General features: G+C 64.2%; 18 protein-coding genes. 10 read left to right on the plus strand and 8 right to left on the minus strand.

Going from position 1 to position 17,609, the window contains the following annotated elements; genetic code table 11:
- The 6 genes from ABZE94_RS12075 to rpsB form a co-directional block, all read right to left on the minus strand.
- The coding region (locus ABZE94_RS12075) for a phosphatidate cytidylyltransferase (RefSeq protein WP_372875762.1) at positions 1 to 737 on the minus strand (737 nt) is incomplete at its 3' end.
- Entirely contained in the window at positions 737 to 1,492 is a 756-nt protein-coding gene (gene uppS, locus ABZE94_RS12080; protein ID WP_372875763.1) for a polyprenyl diphosphate synthase, read from the minus strand. The genes ABZE94_RS12075 and uppS, both read right to left, overlap by 1 nt.
- Before the next feature lie 16 nt (positions 1,493 to 1,508).
- Complete coding sequence (frr, locus tag ABZE94_RS12085) at positions 1,509 to 2,066, minus strand: ribosome recycling factor (RefSeq protein WP_372875764.1); 558 nt, start codon at positions 2,064 to 2,066, stop codon at positions 1,509 to 1,511.
- The gene (gene pyrH / locus ABZE94_RS12090) at positions 2,063 to 2,806 is read right to left on the minus strand and encodes a UMP kinase (protein ID WP_172147861.1); all 744 of its coding nucleotides are present in this window, start codon (positions 2,804 to 2,806) and stop codon (positions 2,063 to 2,065) included. The genes frr and pyrH overlap by 4 nt, the downstream gene beginning before the upstream one ends.
- A 191-nt stretch (positions 2,807 to 2,997) precedes the next feature.
- A complete protein-coding gene (gene tsf / locus ABZE94_RS12095; protein ID WP_372875765.1) occupies positions 2,998 to 3,867 on the minus strand; it encodes a translation elongation factor Ts in 870 nt (289 codons plus the stop codon).
- Positions 3,868 to 4,043: 176 nt separating this feature from the next.
- Positions 4,044 to 4,793 carry a 30S ribosomal protein S2 gene (gene rpsB / locus ABZE94_RS12100; RefSeq protein ID WP_372875766.1) on the minus strand — a complete coding sequence of 250 codons (750 nt, stop codon included), beginning with the start codon at positions 4,791 to 4,793 and terminating at the stop codon, positions 4,044 to 4,046.
- Between the two features lie 273 nt (positions 4,794 to 5,066).
- Between rpsB and map the strand changes: the two genes are divergently transcribed.
- From map to ABZE94_RS12135, 7 genes are all read left to right on the plus strand, one after another.
- Positions 5,067 to 5,849 (plus strand): type I methionyl aminopeptidase, encoded by a 783-nt coding sequence (gene map, locus ABZE94_RS12105; RefSeq protein ID WP_372875767.1) that lies wholly within the window; start codon positions 5,067 to 5,069, stop codon positions 5,847 to 5,849.
- 32 nt (positions 5,850 to 5,881) lie between these two features.
- A complete protein-coding gene (locus tag ABZE94_RS12110; RefSeq protein ID WP_372875768.1) occupies positions 5,882 to 8,584 on the plus strand; it encodes a [protein-PII] uridylyltransferase in 2,703 nt (900 codons plus the stop codon).
- 60 nt (positions 8,585 to 8,644) lie between these two features.
- Positions 8,645 to 9,847 carry a succinyldiaminopimelate transaminase gene (dapC, locus tag ABZE94_RS12115; RefSeq protein ID WP_372875769.1) on the plus strand — a complete coding sequence of 401 codons (1,203 nt, stop codon included), beginning with the start codon at positions 8,645 to 8,647 and terminating at the stop codon, positions 9,845 to 9,847.
- Positions 9,844 to 10,191 (plus strand): ArsC family reductase, encoded by a 348-nt coding sequence (locus tag ABZE94_RS12120; protein WP_372875770.1) that lies wholly within the window; start codon positions 9,844 to 9,846, stop codon positions 10,189 to 10,191. Before dapC ends, ABZE94_RS12120 begins: the two co-directional genes overlap by 4 nt.
- Positions 10,192 to 10,226: 35 nt before the next feature.
- Positions 10,227 to 11,261 (plus strand): 2,3,4,5-tetrahydropyridine-2,6-dicarboxylate N-succinyltransferase, encoded by a 1,035-nt coding sequence (gene dapD, locus ABZE94_RS12125; RefSeq protein WP_372875771.1) that lies wholly within the window; start codon positions 10,227 to 10,229, stop codon positions 11,259 to 11,261.
- Between the two features lie 113 nt (positions 11,262 to 11,374).
- Complete coding sequence (locus tag ABZE94_RS12130) at positions 11,375 to 12,580, plus strand: aminotransferase class V-fold PLP-dependent enzyme (protein WP_372875772.1); 1,206 nt, start codon at positions 11,375 to 11,377, stop codon at positions 12,578 to 12,580.
- The gene (locus ABZE94_RS12135) at positions 12,577 to 12,993 is read left to right on the plus strand and encodes a SufE family protein (RefSeq protein WP_372875773.1); all 417 of its coding nucleotides are present in this window, start codon (positions 12,577 to 12,579) and stop codon (positions 12,991 to 12,993) included. The genes ABZE94_RS12130 and ABZE94_RS12135 overlap by 4 nt, the downstream gene beginning before the upstream one ends.
- A 16-nt stretch (positions 12,994 to 13,009) precedes the next feature.
- Here the strand turns inward: ABZE94_RS12135 and ABZE94_RS12140 are convergent, their stop codons facing one another.
- Positions 13,010 to 13,846, minus strand: coding sequence for a substrate-binding periplasmic protein (locus ABZE94_RS12140; protein ID WP_372875774.1), 837 nt, complete (start codon positions 13,844 to 13,846; stop codon positions 13,010 to 13,012).
- Between the two features lie 96 nt (positions 13,847 to 13,942).
- Positions 13,943 to 14,749: a tRNA cyclic N6-threonylcarbamoyladenosine(37) synthase TcdA gene (tcdA, locus tag ABZE94_RS12145; protein ID WP_372875775.1), complete on the minus strand. Its 807-nt coding sequence runs from the start codon at positions 14,747 to 14,749 to the stop codon at positions 13,943 to 13,945.
- 173 nt (positions 14,750 to 14,922) lie between these two features.
- Here tcdA and ABZE94_RS12150 point away from each other — a divergent pair, with 173 nt between their 5' ends.
- From ABZE94_RS12150 to ABZE94_RS12160, 3 genes are all read left to right on the plus strand, one after another.
- Positions 14,923 to 16,074: an iron-containing alcohol dehydrogenase gene (locus ABZE94_RS12150; RefSeq protein ID WP_372875776.1), complete on the plus strand. Its 1,152-nt coding sequence runs from the start codon at positions 14,923 to 14,925 to the stop codon at positions 16,072 to 16,074.
- A 75-nt stretch (positions 16,075 to 16,149) separates the two neighbouring features.
- A complete protein-coding gene (gene dapE, locus ABZE94_RS12155; RefSeq protein WP_372875777.1) occupies positions 16,150 to 17,304 on the plus strand; it encodes a succinyl-diaminopimelate desuccinylase in 1,155 nt (384 codons plus the stop codon).
- A partial coding sequence (locus tag ABZE94_RS12160) for a putative RNA methyltransferase (RefSeq protein ID WP_372875778.1) occupies positions 17,304 to 17,609 on the plus strand: 306 nt, incomplete at its 3' end. The genes dapE and ABZE94_RS12160, both read left to right, overlap by 1 nt.

The raw sequence follows: 17,609 nt of genomic DNA on the forward strand, positions 1-17,609 counted from the left end.
AGCACGCCGCCGTGCCCCGGCAGCAGATTGCTGCTGTCCTTGAGCCCGGCCTGCCGCTTGAACATGCTCTCGGTCAGATCGCCGACCACCGAAATCGACACCACCAGCGCCGCACCCGCCAGCACCAGGAGCAATTCACTGAAGAGCCAGCCCTGGTAGAGGCCGACCGCCAGGGTGATCAGCAAGCTGACGAACAGACCGCCTGCCGCGCCCTCCCAGCTCTTGCCCGGACTGACCCGCGGCGCCAGCTTGCGCTTGCCGAAGGCCTTGCCGGTGAAATAGGCACCGATATCCGCCCCCCAGACCAGCACCATCACCGCCAGGATCAGCGCATTGGCCGAGGGCCACTGTTTGAACAGCACCAGACCCTGCCAGGCCGGCAGCAGGATCAGCAGACCGATCAACAGCCTGGCCGGCAGCCCGGTCCAATAGCGGCTACTGGCCGGATAGCTCATGACCAGCACAGTGGCCAGCGCCCACCAGACGACCGCGAGCAGCAGCAGCCAGGGCGCCAGCAGCGGCAGCTGATAGAGGCCGAACAGCAGCGCCGCGACGCCCGCAGCATAGGCCACGCGCAACGGCTGCCCGGCCAGGCCCGCCAGACGCGCCCACTCCCAGGCACCCAGGCTGACCACCGCACCGATGAACAGCGCAAAGGCCGCCCCGTCGAGCAGGAAGAACCCGACCAGGGCGATGGGCAGCAACACCAATGCAGTGATGATCCGTTGTTTAAGCATCAGGCACGTGCCTCGGCATCGACCTGTTCAGCGGATCGACCAAAACGCCGCTGGCGCTTGGCGTAATCCGCCAAGGCCTTGCGCATGGCGTCGTGCTTGAAGTCCGGCCAGAACAGGTCAGAGAAATACAGCTCGCTGTAGGCCAACTGCCATAACAGGAAATTACTGATGCGATGCTCGCCACCCGTACGAATGCACAGATCGGGCAAGGGCAAATCGCCGGTCGCCAGACAGCTCTGCAACAGCTCGGGGGTAATGTCGTCAGGACGCAAGTGCCCGCCCTGAACCTCGCGGGCCAGACGCTGCGCCGCCTGCGCGATATCCCACTGGCCGCCATAGTTGGCGGCAATCTGCAGGACGAATCGCTTATCGCCAGCGGTCAAGGCCTCGGCCTCGCGCATGGCCGCCTGCAACTCCGGATGAAAGCGCGAGCGATCGCCGATGATGCGCAGGCTGATGCCGTTTTCGTCGAGCTTCTTCGCCTCACGACGAAGCGCGCCGAGGAACAACTCCATCAGCGCCCCCACCTCGTCGGCCGGGCGCTGCCAGTTCTCGCTGGAGAAGGCGAACAGGGTCAGCACCTCGACTCCGGCCTCGGCGCACACCTCGATGACCGCGCGCACCGCATCGACACCGGCCTTATGCCCAGCAATCCCCGGCAGCAGCCGCTTGCGCGCCCAGCGGTTATTACCGTCCATGATGATCGCCACATGACGTGGCACGGCCGCTTTAGCGCCGTCTTTGGACTTGTGCATGGAGATCTCCTGACCGCTAAACGGCCATCAGATCCGCTTCTTTCTGCTTCACGGCCACCTCGATCTCCGCCACGAACTTGTCCGTCAGCTTCTGGATATCATCGGCGGCGCGACGCTCTTCGTCTTCGCTGATTTCCTTCTCCTTGACCAGATCCTTCAGCTGACTCAAGGCATCGCGGCGGATATTGCGCACGGCAATACGGCCATCTTCGGCCGCATCACGCGCCTGCTTGGTGAAGCCCTTGCGGGTTTCTTCGGTCAGCGCCGGCATGGAAATCAGCAGCAGCTCACCCAGGTTGGTCGGATTGAAGCCCAGACCGGAACTCTGGATCGCCTTATCGACGGCAGCCAGCATGCCGCGCTCGAACGCCACGACCTGCAGGGTGCGCGAATCCTTGACGGTCACGTTGGCCACCTGATTCAAGGGGGTGTCGGTACCGTAATAAGGCACCATCACCCCACCCAGGATGCTTGGGTGGGCCTGGCCGGTGCGAATGCGACTGAAAGCATGAATCAGCGAATCCAGGCTCTTCTGCATGCGTTCCTGGGTGTCTTTCTTGATCTCGTTGATCATTTTTCACTTTCCTCGATCAGAGTACCTTCGGCGCCGCCCAGCACGATATTCAGCAGGGCACCGGGTTTGTTCATATTGAAGACGCGCAACGGCATCTTGTGATCGCGGCACAGGCAGATGGCCGTCAGATCCATCACGCCGAGCTTGCGATCCAGTACTTCATCGTAAGTCAGGTGGTCGAATTTCTCCGCATGCGGATCCTTGAACGGATCGGCGGTGTACACCCCGTCCACCTTGGTCGCCTTCAACACCACGTCGGCATCGGTCTCGATTGCGCGCAGACAGGCAGCCGAATCGGTGGTGAAGAACGGATTACCGGTGCCAGCGGCGAAGATCACCACCTCACCGGTTTTCAGATGACGCAGCGCCTTGCGCCGATCGTAGTGATCGGTCACCCCGACCATGGAAATCGCCGACATCACGATCGCCGGGATATTCGAACGCTCCAGCGCATCGCGCATGGCCAGGGCGTTCATCACGGTGGCCAGCATGCCCATGTGGTCGCCGGTGACCCGATCCATGCCGGCCGCGGAGAGCGCCGCACCGCGGAACAGATTGCCGCCGCCGATGACCAGACCGACCTGCACGCCGATGCCCACCAACTGGCCGACTTCCAGGGCCATACGATCGAGCACCTTGGGGTCGATACCGAAGTCTTCCGACCCCATCAGGGCCTCGCCGCTGAGTTTGAGCAGAATGCGCTTATAGCGCGGTTGACGACCACTCACCTGCTGAGCCATTACCAGTCTCTCCTGCGGCGTTTACATTCGTTGCGCGCCTTGCGGCACGGATTAATCGAGCGCTTCGACAGCGCCCGGAGCCATTTGTGCAGCGCCAACCGCGAGCGCGTCAAACAAACAACCCCCTAATTCGACAAAGAGGCCGCACGCATAAGCGGGCAGCCTCTTCGGGGCGACAACTATAAAGCGTCTTACTGCTTGCTGGCAGCCAGTTGCGCAGCAACTTCTTCGGCGAAGTTGTCTACCGGCTTCTCGATGCCTTCGCCAACCTGGAAGCGCGTGAAGGAAACGATTTCAGCCCCAGCCTTCTTGGCCAGAGCACCGACCTTGATTTCCGGGTCTTTGACGAAGGACTGCTCGACCAGACTGGCTTCGGCGAGGAACTTCTGGATACGGCCACCCACCATCTTCTCGACGATTTCGGCCGGCTTGCCCTTGATCTTGTCTTCGTTGAGGCTCATGAACACGGCTTTCTCGCGCTCGATCGCTTCGGCGGAAACTTCGCTAGGCAGCAGGAATTCCGGGTTGCTGGCGGCCACGTGCATGGCGATGTCCCTGGCCAACTCGGCGTCACCGCCGTTGAGGACCACGACCACACCAATCTTGTTGCCGTGCAGGTAAGCGCCGACCACGTCGCCTTCAACGCGAGCCAGACGACGGATGTTGACGTTCTCGCCGACCTTGGCCACCAGGGCCAGGCGCGCCTCTTCCTGAGCGGCAATCAGCGGCGCCACATCGGCCAGCTTGTCAGCGAAGGCCTTTTCCAGGCTGCCGTTGACGAAATTCTTGAAATCGTCCTGCAGCGCCAGGAAGTCGGTTTGCGAGTTGACTTCGAGGATCACGGCCGACTTGCCGTCTTCGGCAACCTTGACCGCGATAGCACCTTCGGCAGCGATGTTGCCCGCCTTCTTGGCCGCCTTGATCGCGCCGGAAGCACGCATATCATCAATGGCTTTCTCGATGTCGCCGCCGGCCTTGGTCAAGGCCTTTTTGCAATCCATCATGCCTTCGCCAGTGCGCTCACGCAGCTCCTTGACTAATGCCGCAGTAATCTCTGCCATTTCAAATTCCTCTTGGATAGGTTGTTAACCATTCCACCCGCCTGAACGGGCGATCAATTCTGTAAACACATTGCCTGGATCCGACGAACAACAACCGGCCGACAATGGTTTTCAAAGTGGCAAAAAGGGGGCCTAGCCCCCTTTTTGCGTAGCGAGTAACGCTTGGCGCTTACCGCTTAGCCCTGAGCCGCTTCGGCTGCAGGAGCTGCCGGGGCTTGCTCGACGAATTCGTCGGTGCCGCCGGTGTTGGTGCGACCGCGAACTACGGCATCTGCCATGGCGCCCATGTACAGCTGGATGGCGCGGATGGCATCGTCGTTACCCGGGATGATGTAGTCAACGCCTTCCGGGCTGCTGTTGGTATCGACCACGCCAATGACCGGGATACCCAGCTTGTTGGCTTCGGTGATAGCAATGCGCTCGTGGTCGACGTCGATCACGAACAGAGCGTCCGGCAGACCGCCCATGTCCTTGATACCACCCAGGCTGCGATCCAGTTTTTCCAGATCACGGGTGCGCATCAGGGCTTCTTTCTTGGTCAGCTTGGTGAAAGTGCCGTCCTGGGACTGAACTTCCAGATCACGCAGACGCTTGATCGAAGCGCGGATGGTCTTGTAGTTGGTCAGCATGCCGCCCAACCAGCGATGGTCGACGTACGGCGAGCCGCAACGCGCTGCTTCTTGAGCGACGATCTTGCCAGCGGAACGCTTGGTGCCGACGAACAGGATCTTGTTCTTGCCCGAGGCCAGCTTCTCAACGAACGACAGCGCGTCATTGAACATCGGCAGGGTTTTTTCGAGGTTGATGATGTGAATCTTGTTACGCGCGCCGAAAATGTACTTACCCATTTTCGGGTTCCAGTAACGGGTCTGGTGACCGAAGTGCACACCGGCCTTCAGCATATCGCGCATATTGACTTGGGACATGATAGTTCCTTGATAAGTCGGGTTAGGCCTCCACGTACCCCAATCTCCAACCTTGCGCACTTGGCGAAAGGCACCCAGGAAATCGTGTCGATACGTGTGTGGATTAAAGCTCCCAGGCAGACAGCCCGTAAAGCGGCGCGTTTTATACCATAGAAGGCAGCCGCAAGCTACAAGCTTAAAGCGCCAGGTTGGCAGCCTCCTGCTTGCGGCTTATGGCTTGCGGCTTGAAGCTGTTAAGATGTTGCCCTTTCCGTTCGCGCCCGAGAGCTGCATATGACCGTCACCATCAAATCCCCCGCAGAAATCGAGAAAATGCGCGTAGCCGGCCGCCTGGCCGCCGACGTACTGGAAATGATCGGCGAACACGTCAAGCCCGGCGTCACCACTGAAGAACTGGATCGCCTCTGCCATGACTACATCGTCAATGTGCAGCAGGCCATCCCAGCGCCTCTCAACTACAAGGGCTTCCCCAAGTCGATCTGCACCTCGGTCAACCATGTGGTCTGCCACGGCATCCCCAACGAGAAGCCGCTTAAAGACGGCGATGTGCTGAACATCGACATCACCGTGATCAAGGACGGCTATCACGGCGACACCAGCAAGATGTTCATGGTCGGCAAGGTGCCGGAGTGGGCCGAGCGCCTGGCCAAGATCACCCAGGAGTGCATGTATAAAGGCATCCAGCTGGTGCGTCCCGGCACCCGCCTGGGCGACATCGGTGAAGTGATCCAGAAGCATGCGGAGAAGAACGGTTTCTCGGTGGTGCGCGAGTACTGCGGCCATGGCATTGGCGCGGTGTTCCACGAAGAGCCGCAGGTGCTGCATTACGGTCGCGCCGGCACCGGCATGGAGCTGAAAGAAGGCATGACCTTCACCATCGAGCCGATGATCAACCAGGGCCGCGCGGAAACCCGCCTGCTCGGCGATGGCTGGACCGCGATCACCAAGGACCGCAAGCTCTCGGCGCAGTGGGAGCACACCATCCTGGTCACCGCCGACGGCTACGAGATCTTCACCCTGCGCAGCGACGACACCATCCCCCGCACGTCGGCCTGATGATCGCCGCCCCTATAGAGGAAGATCGGCGCATGCCGCAGGTAGACTCCGAGCTGTTCGACCGCGGGCAATTCCAGGCCGAACTGGCGCTGAAGGCCAGCCCCATCGGCGCCTTCAAGAAGGTCATCCGCCGCGCCCACGAGGTGCTCGACGCGCGCTTCAAGGAAGGTCGCGAGGTGCGCCGACTGGTCGAGGATCGCGCCTGGTTCACCGACCAGATCCTGCGTGAAGCCTGGGATCGCCTGGAGTGGAGCGAAGACGCCGACATCGCCCTGCTGGCGGTGGGCGGCTATGGCCGGGGCGAACTGCACCCCTACTCGGACATCGACCTGCTGATCCTGCTCGACAGCGCCGACCACGAAACCTTCCGCGAGCCGATCGAACGCTTCCTCACCCTGCTCTGGGACATTGGCCTGGAAGTCGGGCAAAGTGTGCGTTCGGTCGACGAGTGCGCCGAAGAAGCCCGCGCCGACCTGACGGTGGTCACCAACCTGATGGAAAGCCGCACCATCGCCGGCCCCGAACGCCTGCGCCAGCGCATGCAGGACGTCACCAGCACCGCGCAGATGTGGCCGAGCAAGCAGTTCTACCTGGCCAAACGCAAAGAGCAGCGTGCCCGCCATGCCAAGTACAACGACACCGAGTACAACCTAGAACCCAACGTCAAGGGCTCGCCGGGCGGCCTGCGCGACATCCAGACCATCCTCTGGGTCGCCCGCCGGCATTTCGGCACCTTGAATCTGCACGCCATGGTCGGCCAGGGCTTTCTCCTGGAAAGCGAATACGCCCTACTGGTGTCCAGCCAGGAATTCCTGTGGAAGGTCCGTTACGCCCTGCACATGCTCGCCGGCCGAGCCGAAGACCGCCTGCTGTTCGACCACCAGCGCGAGATCGCCAGCCTGCTGGGCTATGAAGACGGCAACGCCAAACTGGCGATCGAACGCTTCATGCAGAAGTACTACCGCGTGGTGATGGGCATCGCCGAACTGAGCGACCTGATCAATCAGCACTTCGAGGAAGAAATCCTCCGCGCCGGCCAAAGCGGCCAGGCGCAGCCGCTCAACAGCCGCTTCCAACTTCGCGACGGCTATATCGAAGTCACCCACCCCAACGTCTTCAAACGCACGCCCTTCGCCATTCTGGAGATCTTCGTGCTGATGGCCCAGCACCCCGAGATCAAAGGCGTGTGCGCCGACAGCATTCGCCTGCTGCGCGATCACCGTCATCTGATCGATGACGAATTCCGCAATGACATCCGCAATACCAGCCTGTTCATCGAGCTGTTCAAGACCCCGCAAGGTATCCACCGCAACCTGCGCCGCATGAACCGCTACGGCATTCTCGGGCGCTACCTGCCCGAGTTCGGGCATATCGTCGGACAGATGCAGCACGACCTGTTCCACATCTATACGGTCGATGCGCACACCCTCAACCTGATCAAGCACCTGCGCAAATTCAAGTGGACGGAGCTGGCCGAGAAATTCCCCCTGGCCAGCAAGCTGATCGGCAAACTGCCCAAACCCGAGTTGATATACATCGCCGGTCTTTACCATGACATCGGCAAGGGCCGCGGCGGCGACCACTCCGAGCTGGGCGCGGTAGATGCCGAAGCCTTCTGCGTGCGCCATCAACTGCCCAACTGGGACAGCAAGCTGATCGTCTGGCTGGTGCAGAACCATCTGGTGATGTCGACCACCGCCCAGCGCAAGGACCTCTCCGACCCACAGGTGATCTTCGATTTCGCCCGTCTGGTCGGCGATCAGACGCGCCTGGACTACCTCTATGTGCTGACCGTGGCCGACATCAACGCCACCAACCCCAGCCTGTGGAACTCCTGGCGCGCCAGCCTGCTGCGCCAGCTCTACACCGAGACCAAGCGCGCCCTCAACCGCGGCCTGGAAAACCCGCTGGATCGTGAAGAGCAGATTCGCCTGACCCAGAGCGCCGCCCTGGACATCCTGGTGCGCGGCGGCACCGACCCGGACGACGCCGAGCAGCTCTGGTCGCAGCTGGGCGACGACTACTTCCTGCGCCACACCGCAGGCGATGTGGCCTGGCATGCCGAGGCGATCCTGCAGCACGCCAACGACGGCAATCCGCTGGTGCTGATCAAGGAGACCACCCAGCGCGAATTCGAGGGCGGCACCCAGATCTTCATCTATGCCGCCGACCAGCACGACTTCTTCGCCGTGACCGTGGCGGCCATGGCCCAGCTCAACCTGAACATCCATGACGCACGGATTCTCACCTCGACCAGCCAGTTCACCCTCGACACCTACATCGTGCTGGAGGCCGAGGGCGGCTCGATTGGCGACAATCCGGCGCGCATCAAGCAGATCCGCCAGGGCCTGATCGACGCACTGAAGAACCCCGACGAGTACCCGAGCATCATCCAGCGCCGGGTACCGCGCCAGCTCAAGCATTTTGCCTTCGCCCCGCGGGTGACCATCCACAACGACGCGCAACGCCCGGTGACCATCCTCGAATTGACCGCCCCCGACCGCCCCGGCCTGCTGGCACGCGTCGGACGGATCTTCCTCGACTTCGACCTGTCGCTGCAGAACGCCAAGATCGCCACCCTCGGCGAACGGGTGGAAGACGTGTTCTTCGTCACCGACAGCCACAACCAGCCGCTGTCCGACCCCGAACTCTGTCGCCAGCTGCAGGAAACCATCATCGAGCAGCTCTCGGACGCCAACGGGCAGGGCTCAGAGCCAAGCCGGATACCCATTTGATCGAGACAGCGGCAAGCCAAATCCCGTACGGCTGCCGCTTGTAGCACCCAGGAAAGAATAATGAACGACGCCTTGAACCAGCTGCAGCCCTACCCCTTCGAGAAGCTCCGCGCCCTGCTCGCCGGCGCCCGGCCGCCCGGCGACAAGCCGGCCATCGCCCTGTCGATCGGCGAGCCCAAGCACCGCTCGCCGGCATTCGTCGCCGAGGCGCTCAGCGCCAACCTGGAGAAGCTGGCGGTCTACCCCAGCACCCTGGGCATAGCCGAACTGCGCGAAGCGATCGCCAGCTGGTGCAGCCGGCGCTTCGATCTGCCGGCCGGTGCGCTCGACCCGGCGCGCCATGTACTGCCGGTCAACGGCACCCGCGAAGCCCTGTTCGCCTTCACCCAGACCGTGGTGCAACGCGACATCGGCGGCCTGGTGGTCAGCCCCAACCCGTTCTACCAGATCTACGAAGGCGCGGCCCTGCTCGCCGGTGCCCAGCCGCACTACCTGGCGTGCCTGGAGCAGCACGGCTTCAACCCGGATTTCGACGCGGTCGCCAGCGACGTCTGGCAGCGCTGCCAGATCCTCTTCCTCTGCTCGCCCGGCAACCCGACCGGCGCACTGATTCCACCGGCCGTCCTGAAGAAGCTGATCCAGCTGGCCGATGAGTACGATTTCGTCATCGCCGCCGACGAGTGCTACAGCGAGCTGTACTTCGACGAGCAGCAGCCGCCCGCCGGGCTGCTGACGGCCTGCGCCGAACTGGGCCGCAACGACTTCAAGCGCTGCGTGGTGTTCCACAGCCTGTCCAAGCGCTCCAACCTGCCGGGCCTGCGTTCGGGCTTCGTCGCCGGCGACGCCGACATATTGAAATCTTTCCTGCTGTACCGTACCTACCACGGCTGCGCCATGCCGGTGCAAACCCAGCTGGCCAGCATTGCCGCCTGGAACGACGAGCAGCACGTCGCGGCCAACCGCGCGCTGTATCGCGAGAAGTTCGACGCGGTGCTGGCGATTCTCGACGGCGTGCTCGATGTACAGCGCCCGGATGGCGGCTTCTACCTGTGGGCGAAAACCCCGCTGGACGACGAAACCTTTACCCGTGAGCTGTTCGCCCGCGAGCACGTGACCGTGGTGCCCGGTTCCTACCTGTCGCGCAGTGTCGACGGGGTGAACCCGGGCGCCAATCGCGTGCGCATGGCCCTGGTCGCGCCGCTGGCCGAGTGCGTGCAAGCGGCCGAACGTATCCGTGACTTTGTAAAGAGCCTGCAAGCATGAGCACTACCCTGTTTGGCATCAAAGCCTGCGACACCATGAAGAAAGCCCGTACCTGGCTCGACCAGCACGGGGTAAGCTACGTCTTTCATGATTACAAAGCCGCTGGTATCGACCGCGAGAACCTGGACAAGTGGTGCAACGAGCATGGCTGGGAAACCATTCTCAACCGTGCTGGCACCACCTTCCGCAAACTGGACGAGGCGCACAAAACCGACCTCGACCAGCACAAGGCGGTCGAGCTGATGCTCGCCCAGCCGTCGATGATCAAGCGCCCGGTGCTGGATCTCGGCAACAAGACCCTGGTTGGCTTCAAGCCCGAGCGCTATGCCGCCGAACTGGTTTGAACAACTCCCATTGAATTCGCGTTAAGGAAAGCAACATGACCACGACCCTGTTCAGCCTGGCCTTTGGTGTCGGCACCCAGAACCGTCAAAGCAACTGGCTGGAAGTCTTCTATGCCCAACCGATGCTCAAGCCAGCGGCCGAACTGGTGGCCAAGGCCGCGGAGAAACTGGGCTACAGCGGTGGCAACCAGGCGATCGGCTTCAGCACCCAGCAGGCAGGCGAGCTGGCCGAAGCCCTGAAAGGCATCGACGCCGCCCAGGCAGCCCTGCTCACCCGCCTGGCGGAAAGCCACCAGCCGTTGGTTGCCACCTTCCTTGGCGAAGATGCGCCGCTGAGCAGCACGCCCGAGGCCTACCTCAAGCTGCACCTGCTGTCCCATCGCCTGGTCAAGCCACACGGCCTGAACCTGACCGGGATCTTCCCGCTGCTGCCGAACGTGGCCTGGACCAGCCAGGGCGCCATCGACCTGCTCGAACTGGGCGAACGCCAACTGGAAGCGCGCCTGAAAGGCGAACTGCTGGAAGTCTTCTCGGTGGACAAGTTCCCCAAGATGACCGACTACGTGGTGCCGAGCGGCGTGCGCATCGCCGACACCGCCCGCGTGCGCCTGGGCGCCTACATCGGTGAAGGCACCACGGTGATGCACGAAGGCTTCGTCAACTTCAATGCCGGCACCGAAGGTCCGGGCATGATCGAAGGCCGCGTCTCCGCCGGGGTATTCGTCGGCAAGGGCTCGGATCTGGGCGGCGGCTGCTCGACCATGGGCACCCTGTCCGGCGGCGGCAACCTGGTGATCTCCGTGGGCGAAGGCTGCCTGATCGGCGCCAACGCCGGCATCGGCATCCCCCTGGGCGACCGCAACACCGTGGAGTCGGGTCTCTACATCACCGCCGGCACCAAAGTCACGCTGCTCGATGGCCAGAACCAGATGGTCACGGTGCTCAAGGCGCGCGAACTGGCCGGCCAACCGGACCTGCTGTTCCGCCGCAACTCGCAAACCGGCGCCGTGGAGTGCAAGACCCACAAGTCGGCGATCGAGCTCAACGAAGCCCTGCACGCCCACAACTGATCCGAGTAGGGTGCGCCGCGCGCACCATTCGCACATCGAGCAGCACCTGGTGCGCACGACCTGGGCGGCTCCGCGCCCCCTACGAACGATCCCCGCACCATCGGGTGAACCCCATGTCCCTGATCTCCCCTTGGCGCGCTGACTTCCCCGGCATCCTGGCCCTCGACGCCGAAGGCCAGACCTACCTGGACAGCGCCGCCACCGCGCAAAAGCCGCAGGCCATGCTCGATGCCCTGCTCGGCTATTACGCTGGCGGTGCGGCCAATGTCCATCGTGCCCAGCATCTGCCGGGCGAGCGGGCGACCCGCGCCTTCGAAAGCAGCCGTGACAAGGCCGCGCGCTGGCTGAATGCGACGGACTCGGCGCAGATCCTGTTTACCCGCAGCGCCACCGAGGCCTTCAACCTGCTCGCCTATGGCCTGGAGCATGAGTTGCAAGCCGGCGAGCAGATCGTCATCAGCGCCCTGGAACACCACGCCAACCTGCTGCCCTGGCAGCAGCTGGCCCAGCGTCGCCACCTCGAGCTGGTCGTTCTGCCGCTGGATGACAGCGGCCTGATCGACCTCGAACAGGCGGCCGGCCTGATCGGCCCGCGCACCCGCGTGCTGGCGCTCAGTCAGCTGTCCAATGTGCTCGGTTGCTGGCAGCCGCTGGCCGAACTGCTGGCCCTGGGCCAAGCGCGGGGCGCGCTGACCGTGGTCGATGGCGCCCAGGGCGTGGTGCATGGCCGGCATGACGTCGAGGCCCTGGGGTGCGATTTCTATGTTTGCTCCAGCCACAAACTCTATGGGCCCGATGGCGTCGGCCTGCTCTATGGCCGCAAGCAGGCATTGCAGCGCCTCAGGCACTGGCAGTTCGGCGGAGAGATGGTGCGGGTGGCGGATTACCAGAGCGCCGAGTTTCGCGCTGCGCCGCTGGGCTTCGAGGCCGGTACGCCGCCGATCGCCGGAGTGATCGCCCTCGGCGCCAGCCTGGACTACCTGGCCGCGCTGGACGCCGCCGCCGTGGCCGCCCACGAAGCCGCGCTGCATGCCCGATTGCTCGCCGGGCTCAGGGCGCGCGCCGGCATCCGCCTGCTCGGCGCACCCACAGTGGCGCTGGCCAGTTTCGTCGTCGAGGACATGCACAACGCCGACCTCGCCCACCTGCTCACCGAACAGGGTATCGCCGTGCGCGCCGGTCATCACTGCGCCATGCCGCTGCTGAAAAGCCTCGGCCTGGCCGGCGCCATCCGCGTCTCCCTGGGCCTGTACAACGACGGCGCGGACCTCGAGCGTTTCTTCGCCGCGCTGGACCAGGCCCTGGAGCTGCTGCGATGAACCTGCCCGCCGGCGCCGAGCAAGCGCTCGCCGCCTTCGGCCAGTGCCTGGGCTGGGAACAGCGTGCGCGCCTGTTGATGCAGTGGGGCGGACGGCTGCCGGCGCTGAGCGAGGAGGAGCGCTGCGAGGCCAATCGCGTGCACGGCTGCGAAAGTCAGGTCTGGCTGGTCGCCGAACGCCAGGAGCAGTGCTGGCAGTTCCGCGCCAGCAGCGATGCGCGCCTACTGCGCGGGCTGCTGGCGCTGCTGCTGGCGCGGGTCAACGGCCTGACCGGTGCGCAACTGGCCGAGATCGACCTGGCCGACTGGTTCGGCCAGCTCGGCCTGGCGCGCCAGCTCTCGCCCTCGCGCAGCAACGGCCTGAATGCCGTGCTGCAGCGCATGCGCGAGCTGACCAGACAGCCATCGTCCTAGCCAACCGCCCCTGCAATCAAGGCTTCCTGGTTGGCCGCCACTGATCCGCATTGCCGTTATACAGAGCCTGCTGCAGGCGCTCTAAATCGCCCCTTACGACAAAATTCTGCAAGCTGCGATTGAAGACTTTGCGCAGTTCAGCGCCACGCGGGTCATCCTTGCGAAACAACAGATGCAGTGGGTCGCTAACCAGGCTGAGCGGATGATGGGTAATCACGGCACGCGCCTCGGCAGAGAACATCCGCTGCAGCATGGCGTAGCCCACCGCGCGGTCCTGCGGGTGCAGGTCGATACGGCCCAGCTCCAACAGACGAAAAGCGGTGTCCTCCTTGCCGCTTTGCACCACCTGCAATTGCCCGGCCAGCTCGGCTGCATCGAACCGGGAGCCATAGGAGTAGCCCAAGGTGGTGCCAATGCGAAACGCCCGCAGGTCTTCGATCCCCTGCCAATCGAAGCTCAACCCCTTGCGGTGGAACAGCACCACCTCGCCGAGAATCAGCGGATCACTGCAGGTGCTGAAGCTGCGCCGTGCCGCCGTGCAGATATAGGGCATGATTGCGTCAAGCGTGCCCTGCTGCAGCTTCAGCGCGTTGCGATCCCAGGGATGGAAGAGGAACTCCACCCGATAGCCGGCCTCGGCAAATACCGCACGGATCAGGCGCGGCATGGCGCCCTGATCACTGCTGTTCTGGTCGACGTAGGGCGCCCAATCGCCCGTGCCTATCAGCACGGTTGGCTGCGCCATGCCGGCGGAGCTGAACGCAAGGGCGAAGACAATCAGCAACTGGCCGCCCAGGGCACGGCACGCAACACGCACATGGAGCAATGCAGCAGGGTGAAATCCGCGAATCATTACAGCCACCTCGAGCTCCAGAACGACGAAAACAACCTACGCGACCCGAGTCCGCTTGCCTCCCGCCTAGTCACAGCGGCAGAGTCTGGAGCACCCTCATGATGCCTGACGCTCGGCCGGCCTGCGCGCGCCGGCCACCAGTTTCTCCACGGTCTTGGCCACGGCGACCATGCCGAAGCTCGCGGTGACCATCATCGCCGCGCCGAAACCGCCGGCGCAGTCGAGCTTGACCCCTTCGCCGACGAAACCCTTGTACTGGCACACGCTGCCGTCCGGCTTGGGGTAGCGCAGTTGCTCGGTGGAGAACACGCAGGGCACGCTGTAGTTGCGCCCCGGCGTGCGCGAGAAATTGTAGTCGCGGCGCAGGGTCGAGCGCACCTTGGAGGCCAGCGGATCGTTCCAGGTCTTGTTCAGGTCGCCGACCTGGATCTGCGTCGGGTCGATCTGCCCGCCGGCGCCGCCGGTGGTCACCACCTGGATCTTGCGCCGCTTGCACCAGGAGATCAGCGCCGCCTTGGCGTTGACGCTGTCGATGCAGTCGATCACCGCGTCGAGTTGCCCGGTGATGTACTCGGCCATGCTCTCGCGGGTGACGAAGTCCGCCACCGCGTGCACCACGCAGGCGGGATTGATCGCGCGGATGCGCGCCGCCATCACCTCGACCTTGGCCTGGCCGACCGTGCTGTCCAGCGCCTGGATCTGCCGGTTGGTGTTGCTGACGCAGACATCGTCCAGGTCGAACAGCGAGATCTCGCCGACCCCCGAGCGCGCCAGCGCCTCGGCCGCCCAGGAACCGACGCCGCCAATGCCGACCACCGCGACATGCGCCGCGGCCAGGCGCTCGGCGCCCTCGCGACCGTACAGGCGGGCAATGCCAGCAAAGCGTTGTTCGTCGATCGTCATTTCATCACCTCAATCCCCATACCCCGGGCAGGCGCGCATTATAGGAAGCTGGCTGGCCGCACCCAAGTGCCGATTCGAGGCAGAGGGCTGTGAATGACCACCTATACGGCATTACTCGAACCCGCGGCGCTATAGTCCGCCGACCGCAAGAAACCAGCCTGCCGGAGCCTGCCATGCGTAATTTCAGTTTTCACAACCCGACCAAGATCCATTTCGGCGAAGGCCAGATCGCCAAGCTCGGCAAGGAAATCCCCGCCGGCAGCCGCGTGCTGGTCACCCACGGTGGCGGCAGCATCTTCCAGAACGGCGTCTGGGCCCAGGTCGAGGAGGCGTTGGCGGGCTTCGCCATCAGCCGCTTCGCCGGCATCGAAGCCAATCCGCAGTTCGACACCCTGCTGCGCGCCGTGGCACAGGCCAGGCGCGACCATTGCGATTTCATCCTGGCCATCGGCGGCGGCTCGGTGATCGACGGCAGCAAGTTCATCGCCGCGGCGCTGTGCCATGCCGGCGACCCGCTCGAGCTGCTCACCGGTACCCGCGCCAAAGCCGCGCTGCCGCTGGGCTGCGTGCTGACCCTGGGCGCCACCGGCTCGGAAAGCAACCAGCACGGCGTGGTCACCCATGTGGCGCGTCAGGAGAAGCTGCCGTTCTCCAGCCCGCTGCTGTTCCCACGTTTCGCCATCCTCGACCCCTGCACCACCTTCAGCCTGCCGGTGCGCCAGGTCGGCAACGGCGTGGTCGATGCCTTCGTCCACACCATCGAGCAGTACCTGACCTACCCGGCCGACGCACCGCTGCAGGACCGCTACGCCGAAGGCCTGCTGCAGACCCTGATCGAGGAAGGTCCAAAAGCCCTGAGCAACCCCGAGGACTACCGGGTCAGGGCCAACCTGATGTGGTGCGCCACCCAGGCGCTCAACGGCCTGATCGGCTGCGGCGTGCCCCAGGACTGGGCGACCCACCTGATCGGCCACGAGCTGACCGCGCTCTACCACCTCGACCATGCGCAGACCCTGGCCGTGGTCCTGCCGGCGTTACTCGCCGAACGCCGCGAGGCCAAGCGCGCCAAGCTGCTGCAATACGCCGAACGGGTCTGGCAGCTGCGCGAAGGCGCCGACGACGCACGCATAGACGCGGCGATCGCCGCCACCGAAGCCTTCTTCAAGCGCATGGGCGTGCCGACCCGCCTGTCCGAACACGGCCTGGACGCCGATGCAATCCCCCAGGTGCTGGCGCAACTGCAACGCCACCAACTGATCGCCCTCGGCGAACACCGCGATATCGACCTGGAGGTCAGCGAGCGCATCCTGCTGCGCGCGTTGTAACCGCAGGCGCAGGCCCGGGCCGCCGTTTTGCTTTAATATGGCGGCCTTTCCGCTTGATGCCGCTCTGGAGCCGCAATGACTGCCCCCGCCCCGACCCTGACGCCCACCCTGGAACTCGCCTGCGAGCTGATTCGCCGCCCGTCCGTCACCCCGGTCGACGAAGGCTGCCAGGAGCTGATGATGCGCCGCCTGCAAGCCCTCGGCTTCCAGATCGAAGCCATGCGCATCGAGGAAGTGGATAATTTCTGGGCCAGCCATGGCCAGCAGGAGGGTCCGGTGCTGTGCTTCGCCGGGCACACCGACGTGGTCCCGACCGGCCCGCTGCAGGCCTGGCAGCACCAGCCGTTCGACGCGCTGATCGACGAGCAGGGCATGCTCTGCGGCCGCGGCGCCGCCGACATGAAGGGCAGCCTGGCGTCGATGATCATCGCCGTCGAGCGCTTCGTCGCCGACCACCCGCAACATAACGGCCGCATCGCCTTCCTGATCACCAGCGACGAAGAAGGCCCGGCCCAGCACGGCACCAAGGCCGTGGTCGAGCGCCTGGCCGCGCGCGGCGAACGCCTGGACTGGTGCATCGTCGGCGAACCTTCGAGCACCTCGCTGGTCGGCGACGTGGTCAAGAACGGCCGCCGCGGCTCGCTCGGCGCCAAGCTGACGGTGCGCGGCGTGCAGGGCCACGTGGCCTACCCGCACCTGGCGAAGAACCCGATCCACCTGGCCGCGCCGGCGCTGGCCGAGCTGGCCGCCGAACACTGGGACGACGGCAACGCCTTCTTCCCGCCGACCAGTTTCCAGGTCTCCAACCTGAATGCAGGCACCGGCACCACCAATGTGATCCCCGGCGAGCTGCAGGCGATCTTCAACTTCCGCTTCTCCACCGAATCCACGGTCGAAGGCCTGCAGCACAGGGTCAATGCGATCCTCGACAAGCACGGCCTCGACTACCACGTCGAATGGGCCCTGTCCGGCCTGCCGTTCCTCACCGAACCGGGCGCCCTGCTCGACGCCGTGGCCGCCAGCATCAAGAACGTGACTGGTCGCGAGACCCGGCCCTCGACCAGCGGCGGCACCTCCGATGGGCGTTTCATCGCCACCATGGGCACCCAGGTGGTCGAACTCGGCCCGGTCAACGCCACCATCCACCAGATCAACGAGCGGGTGCTGGCCAGCGATCTGGAAGTGCTGACCGAGATCTACTATCAGACCCTCGTCAAGCTGCTCGCCTGATGCTGACCTGCCCCCTCTGCCAGGGCGCCTTGAGCGCCGTCGACAACGGCGTGATCTGCCCGGCCGGACATCGTTTCGACCGTGCGCGCCAGGGCTACCTGAACCTGTTGCCGGTGCAGCACAAGAACAGCCGCGACCCCGGCGACAACGCCGCCATGGTCGAGGCGCGCCGACGCTTTCTCGACGGTGGCCATTACGCGCCGCTGGCCAGGCGCCTGGCCGAACTGGCCGCGGGTTACGCGCCTGCTCGCTGGCTGGATATCGGCTGCGGCGAGGGTTATTACACCGCGCAGATCGCCGACGCC

The organism is Pseudomonas sp., from assembly GCF_041601375.1.
In the GTDB taxonomy this organism is placed as follows: Bacteria; Pseudomonadota; Gammaproteobacteria; order Pseudomonadales; family Pseudomonadaceae; genus Aquipseudomonas.

Coding starts and splice junctions, on each gene's coding strand:
- uppS (WP_372875763.1), bottom strand. CDS start 1,492: ATGCACAAGTCCAAAGACGGCGCTAAAGCGGCCGTGCCACGTCATGTG.
- frr (WP_372875764.1), bottom strand. CDS start 2,066: ATGATCAACGAGATCAAGAAAGACACCCAGGAACGCATGCAGAAGAGC.
- pyrH (WP_172147861.1), bottom strand. CDS start 2,806: ATGGCTCAGCAGGTGAGTGGTCGTCAACCGCGCTATAAGCGCATTCTG.
- tsf (WP_372875765.1), bottom strand. CDS start 3,867: ATGGCAGAGATTACTGCGGCATTAGTCAAGGAGCTGCGTGAGCGCACT.
- rpsB (WP_372875766.1), bottom strand. CDS start 4,793: ATGTCCCAAGTCAATATGCGCGATATGCTGAAGGCCGGTGTGCACTTC.
- map (WP_372875767.1), top strand. CDS start 5,067: ATGACCGTCACCATCAAATCCCCCGCAGAAATCGAGAAAATGCGCGTA.
- ABZE94_RS12110 (WP_372875768.1), top strand. CDS start 5,882: ATGCCGCAGGTAGACTCCGAGCTGTTCGACCGCGGGCAATTCCAGGCC.
- dapC (WP_372875769.1), top strand. CDS start 8,645: ATGAACGACGCCTTGAACCAGCTGCAGCCCTACCCCTTCGAGAAGCTC.
- ABZE94_RS12120 (WP_372875770.1), top strand. CDS start 9,844: ATGAGCACTACCCTGTTTGGCATCAAAGCCTGCGACACCATGAAGAAA.
- dapD (WP_372875771.1), top strand. CDS start 10,227: ATGACCACGACCCTGTTCAGCCTGGCCTTTGGTGTCGGCACCCAGAAC.
- ABZE94_RS12130 (WP_372875772.1), top strand. CDS start 11,375: ATGTCCCTGATCTCCCCTTGGCGCGCTGACTTCCCCGGCATCCTGGCC.
- ABZE94_RS12135 (WP_372875773.1), top strand. CDS start 12,577: ATGAACCTGCCCGCCGGCGCCGAGCAAGCGCTCGCCGCCTTCGGCCAG.
- ABZE94_RS12140 (WP_372875774.1), bottom strand. CDS start 13,846: ATGATTCGCGGATTTCACCCTGCTGCATTGCTCCATGTGCGTGTTGCG.
- tcdA (WP_372875775.1), bottom strand. CDS start 14,749: ATGACGATCGACGAACAACGCTTTGCTGGCATTGCCCGCCTGTACGGT.
- ABZE94_RS12150 (WP_372875776.1), top strand. CDS start 14,923: ATGCGTAATTTCAGTTTTCACAACCCGACCAAGATCCATTTCGGCGAA.
- dapE (WP_372875777.1), top strand. CDS start 16,150: ATGACTGCCCCCGCCCCGACCCTGACGCCCACCCTGGAACTCGCCTGC.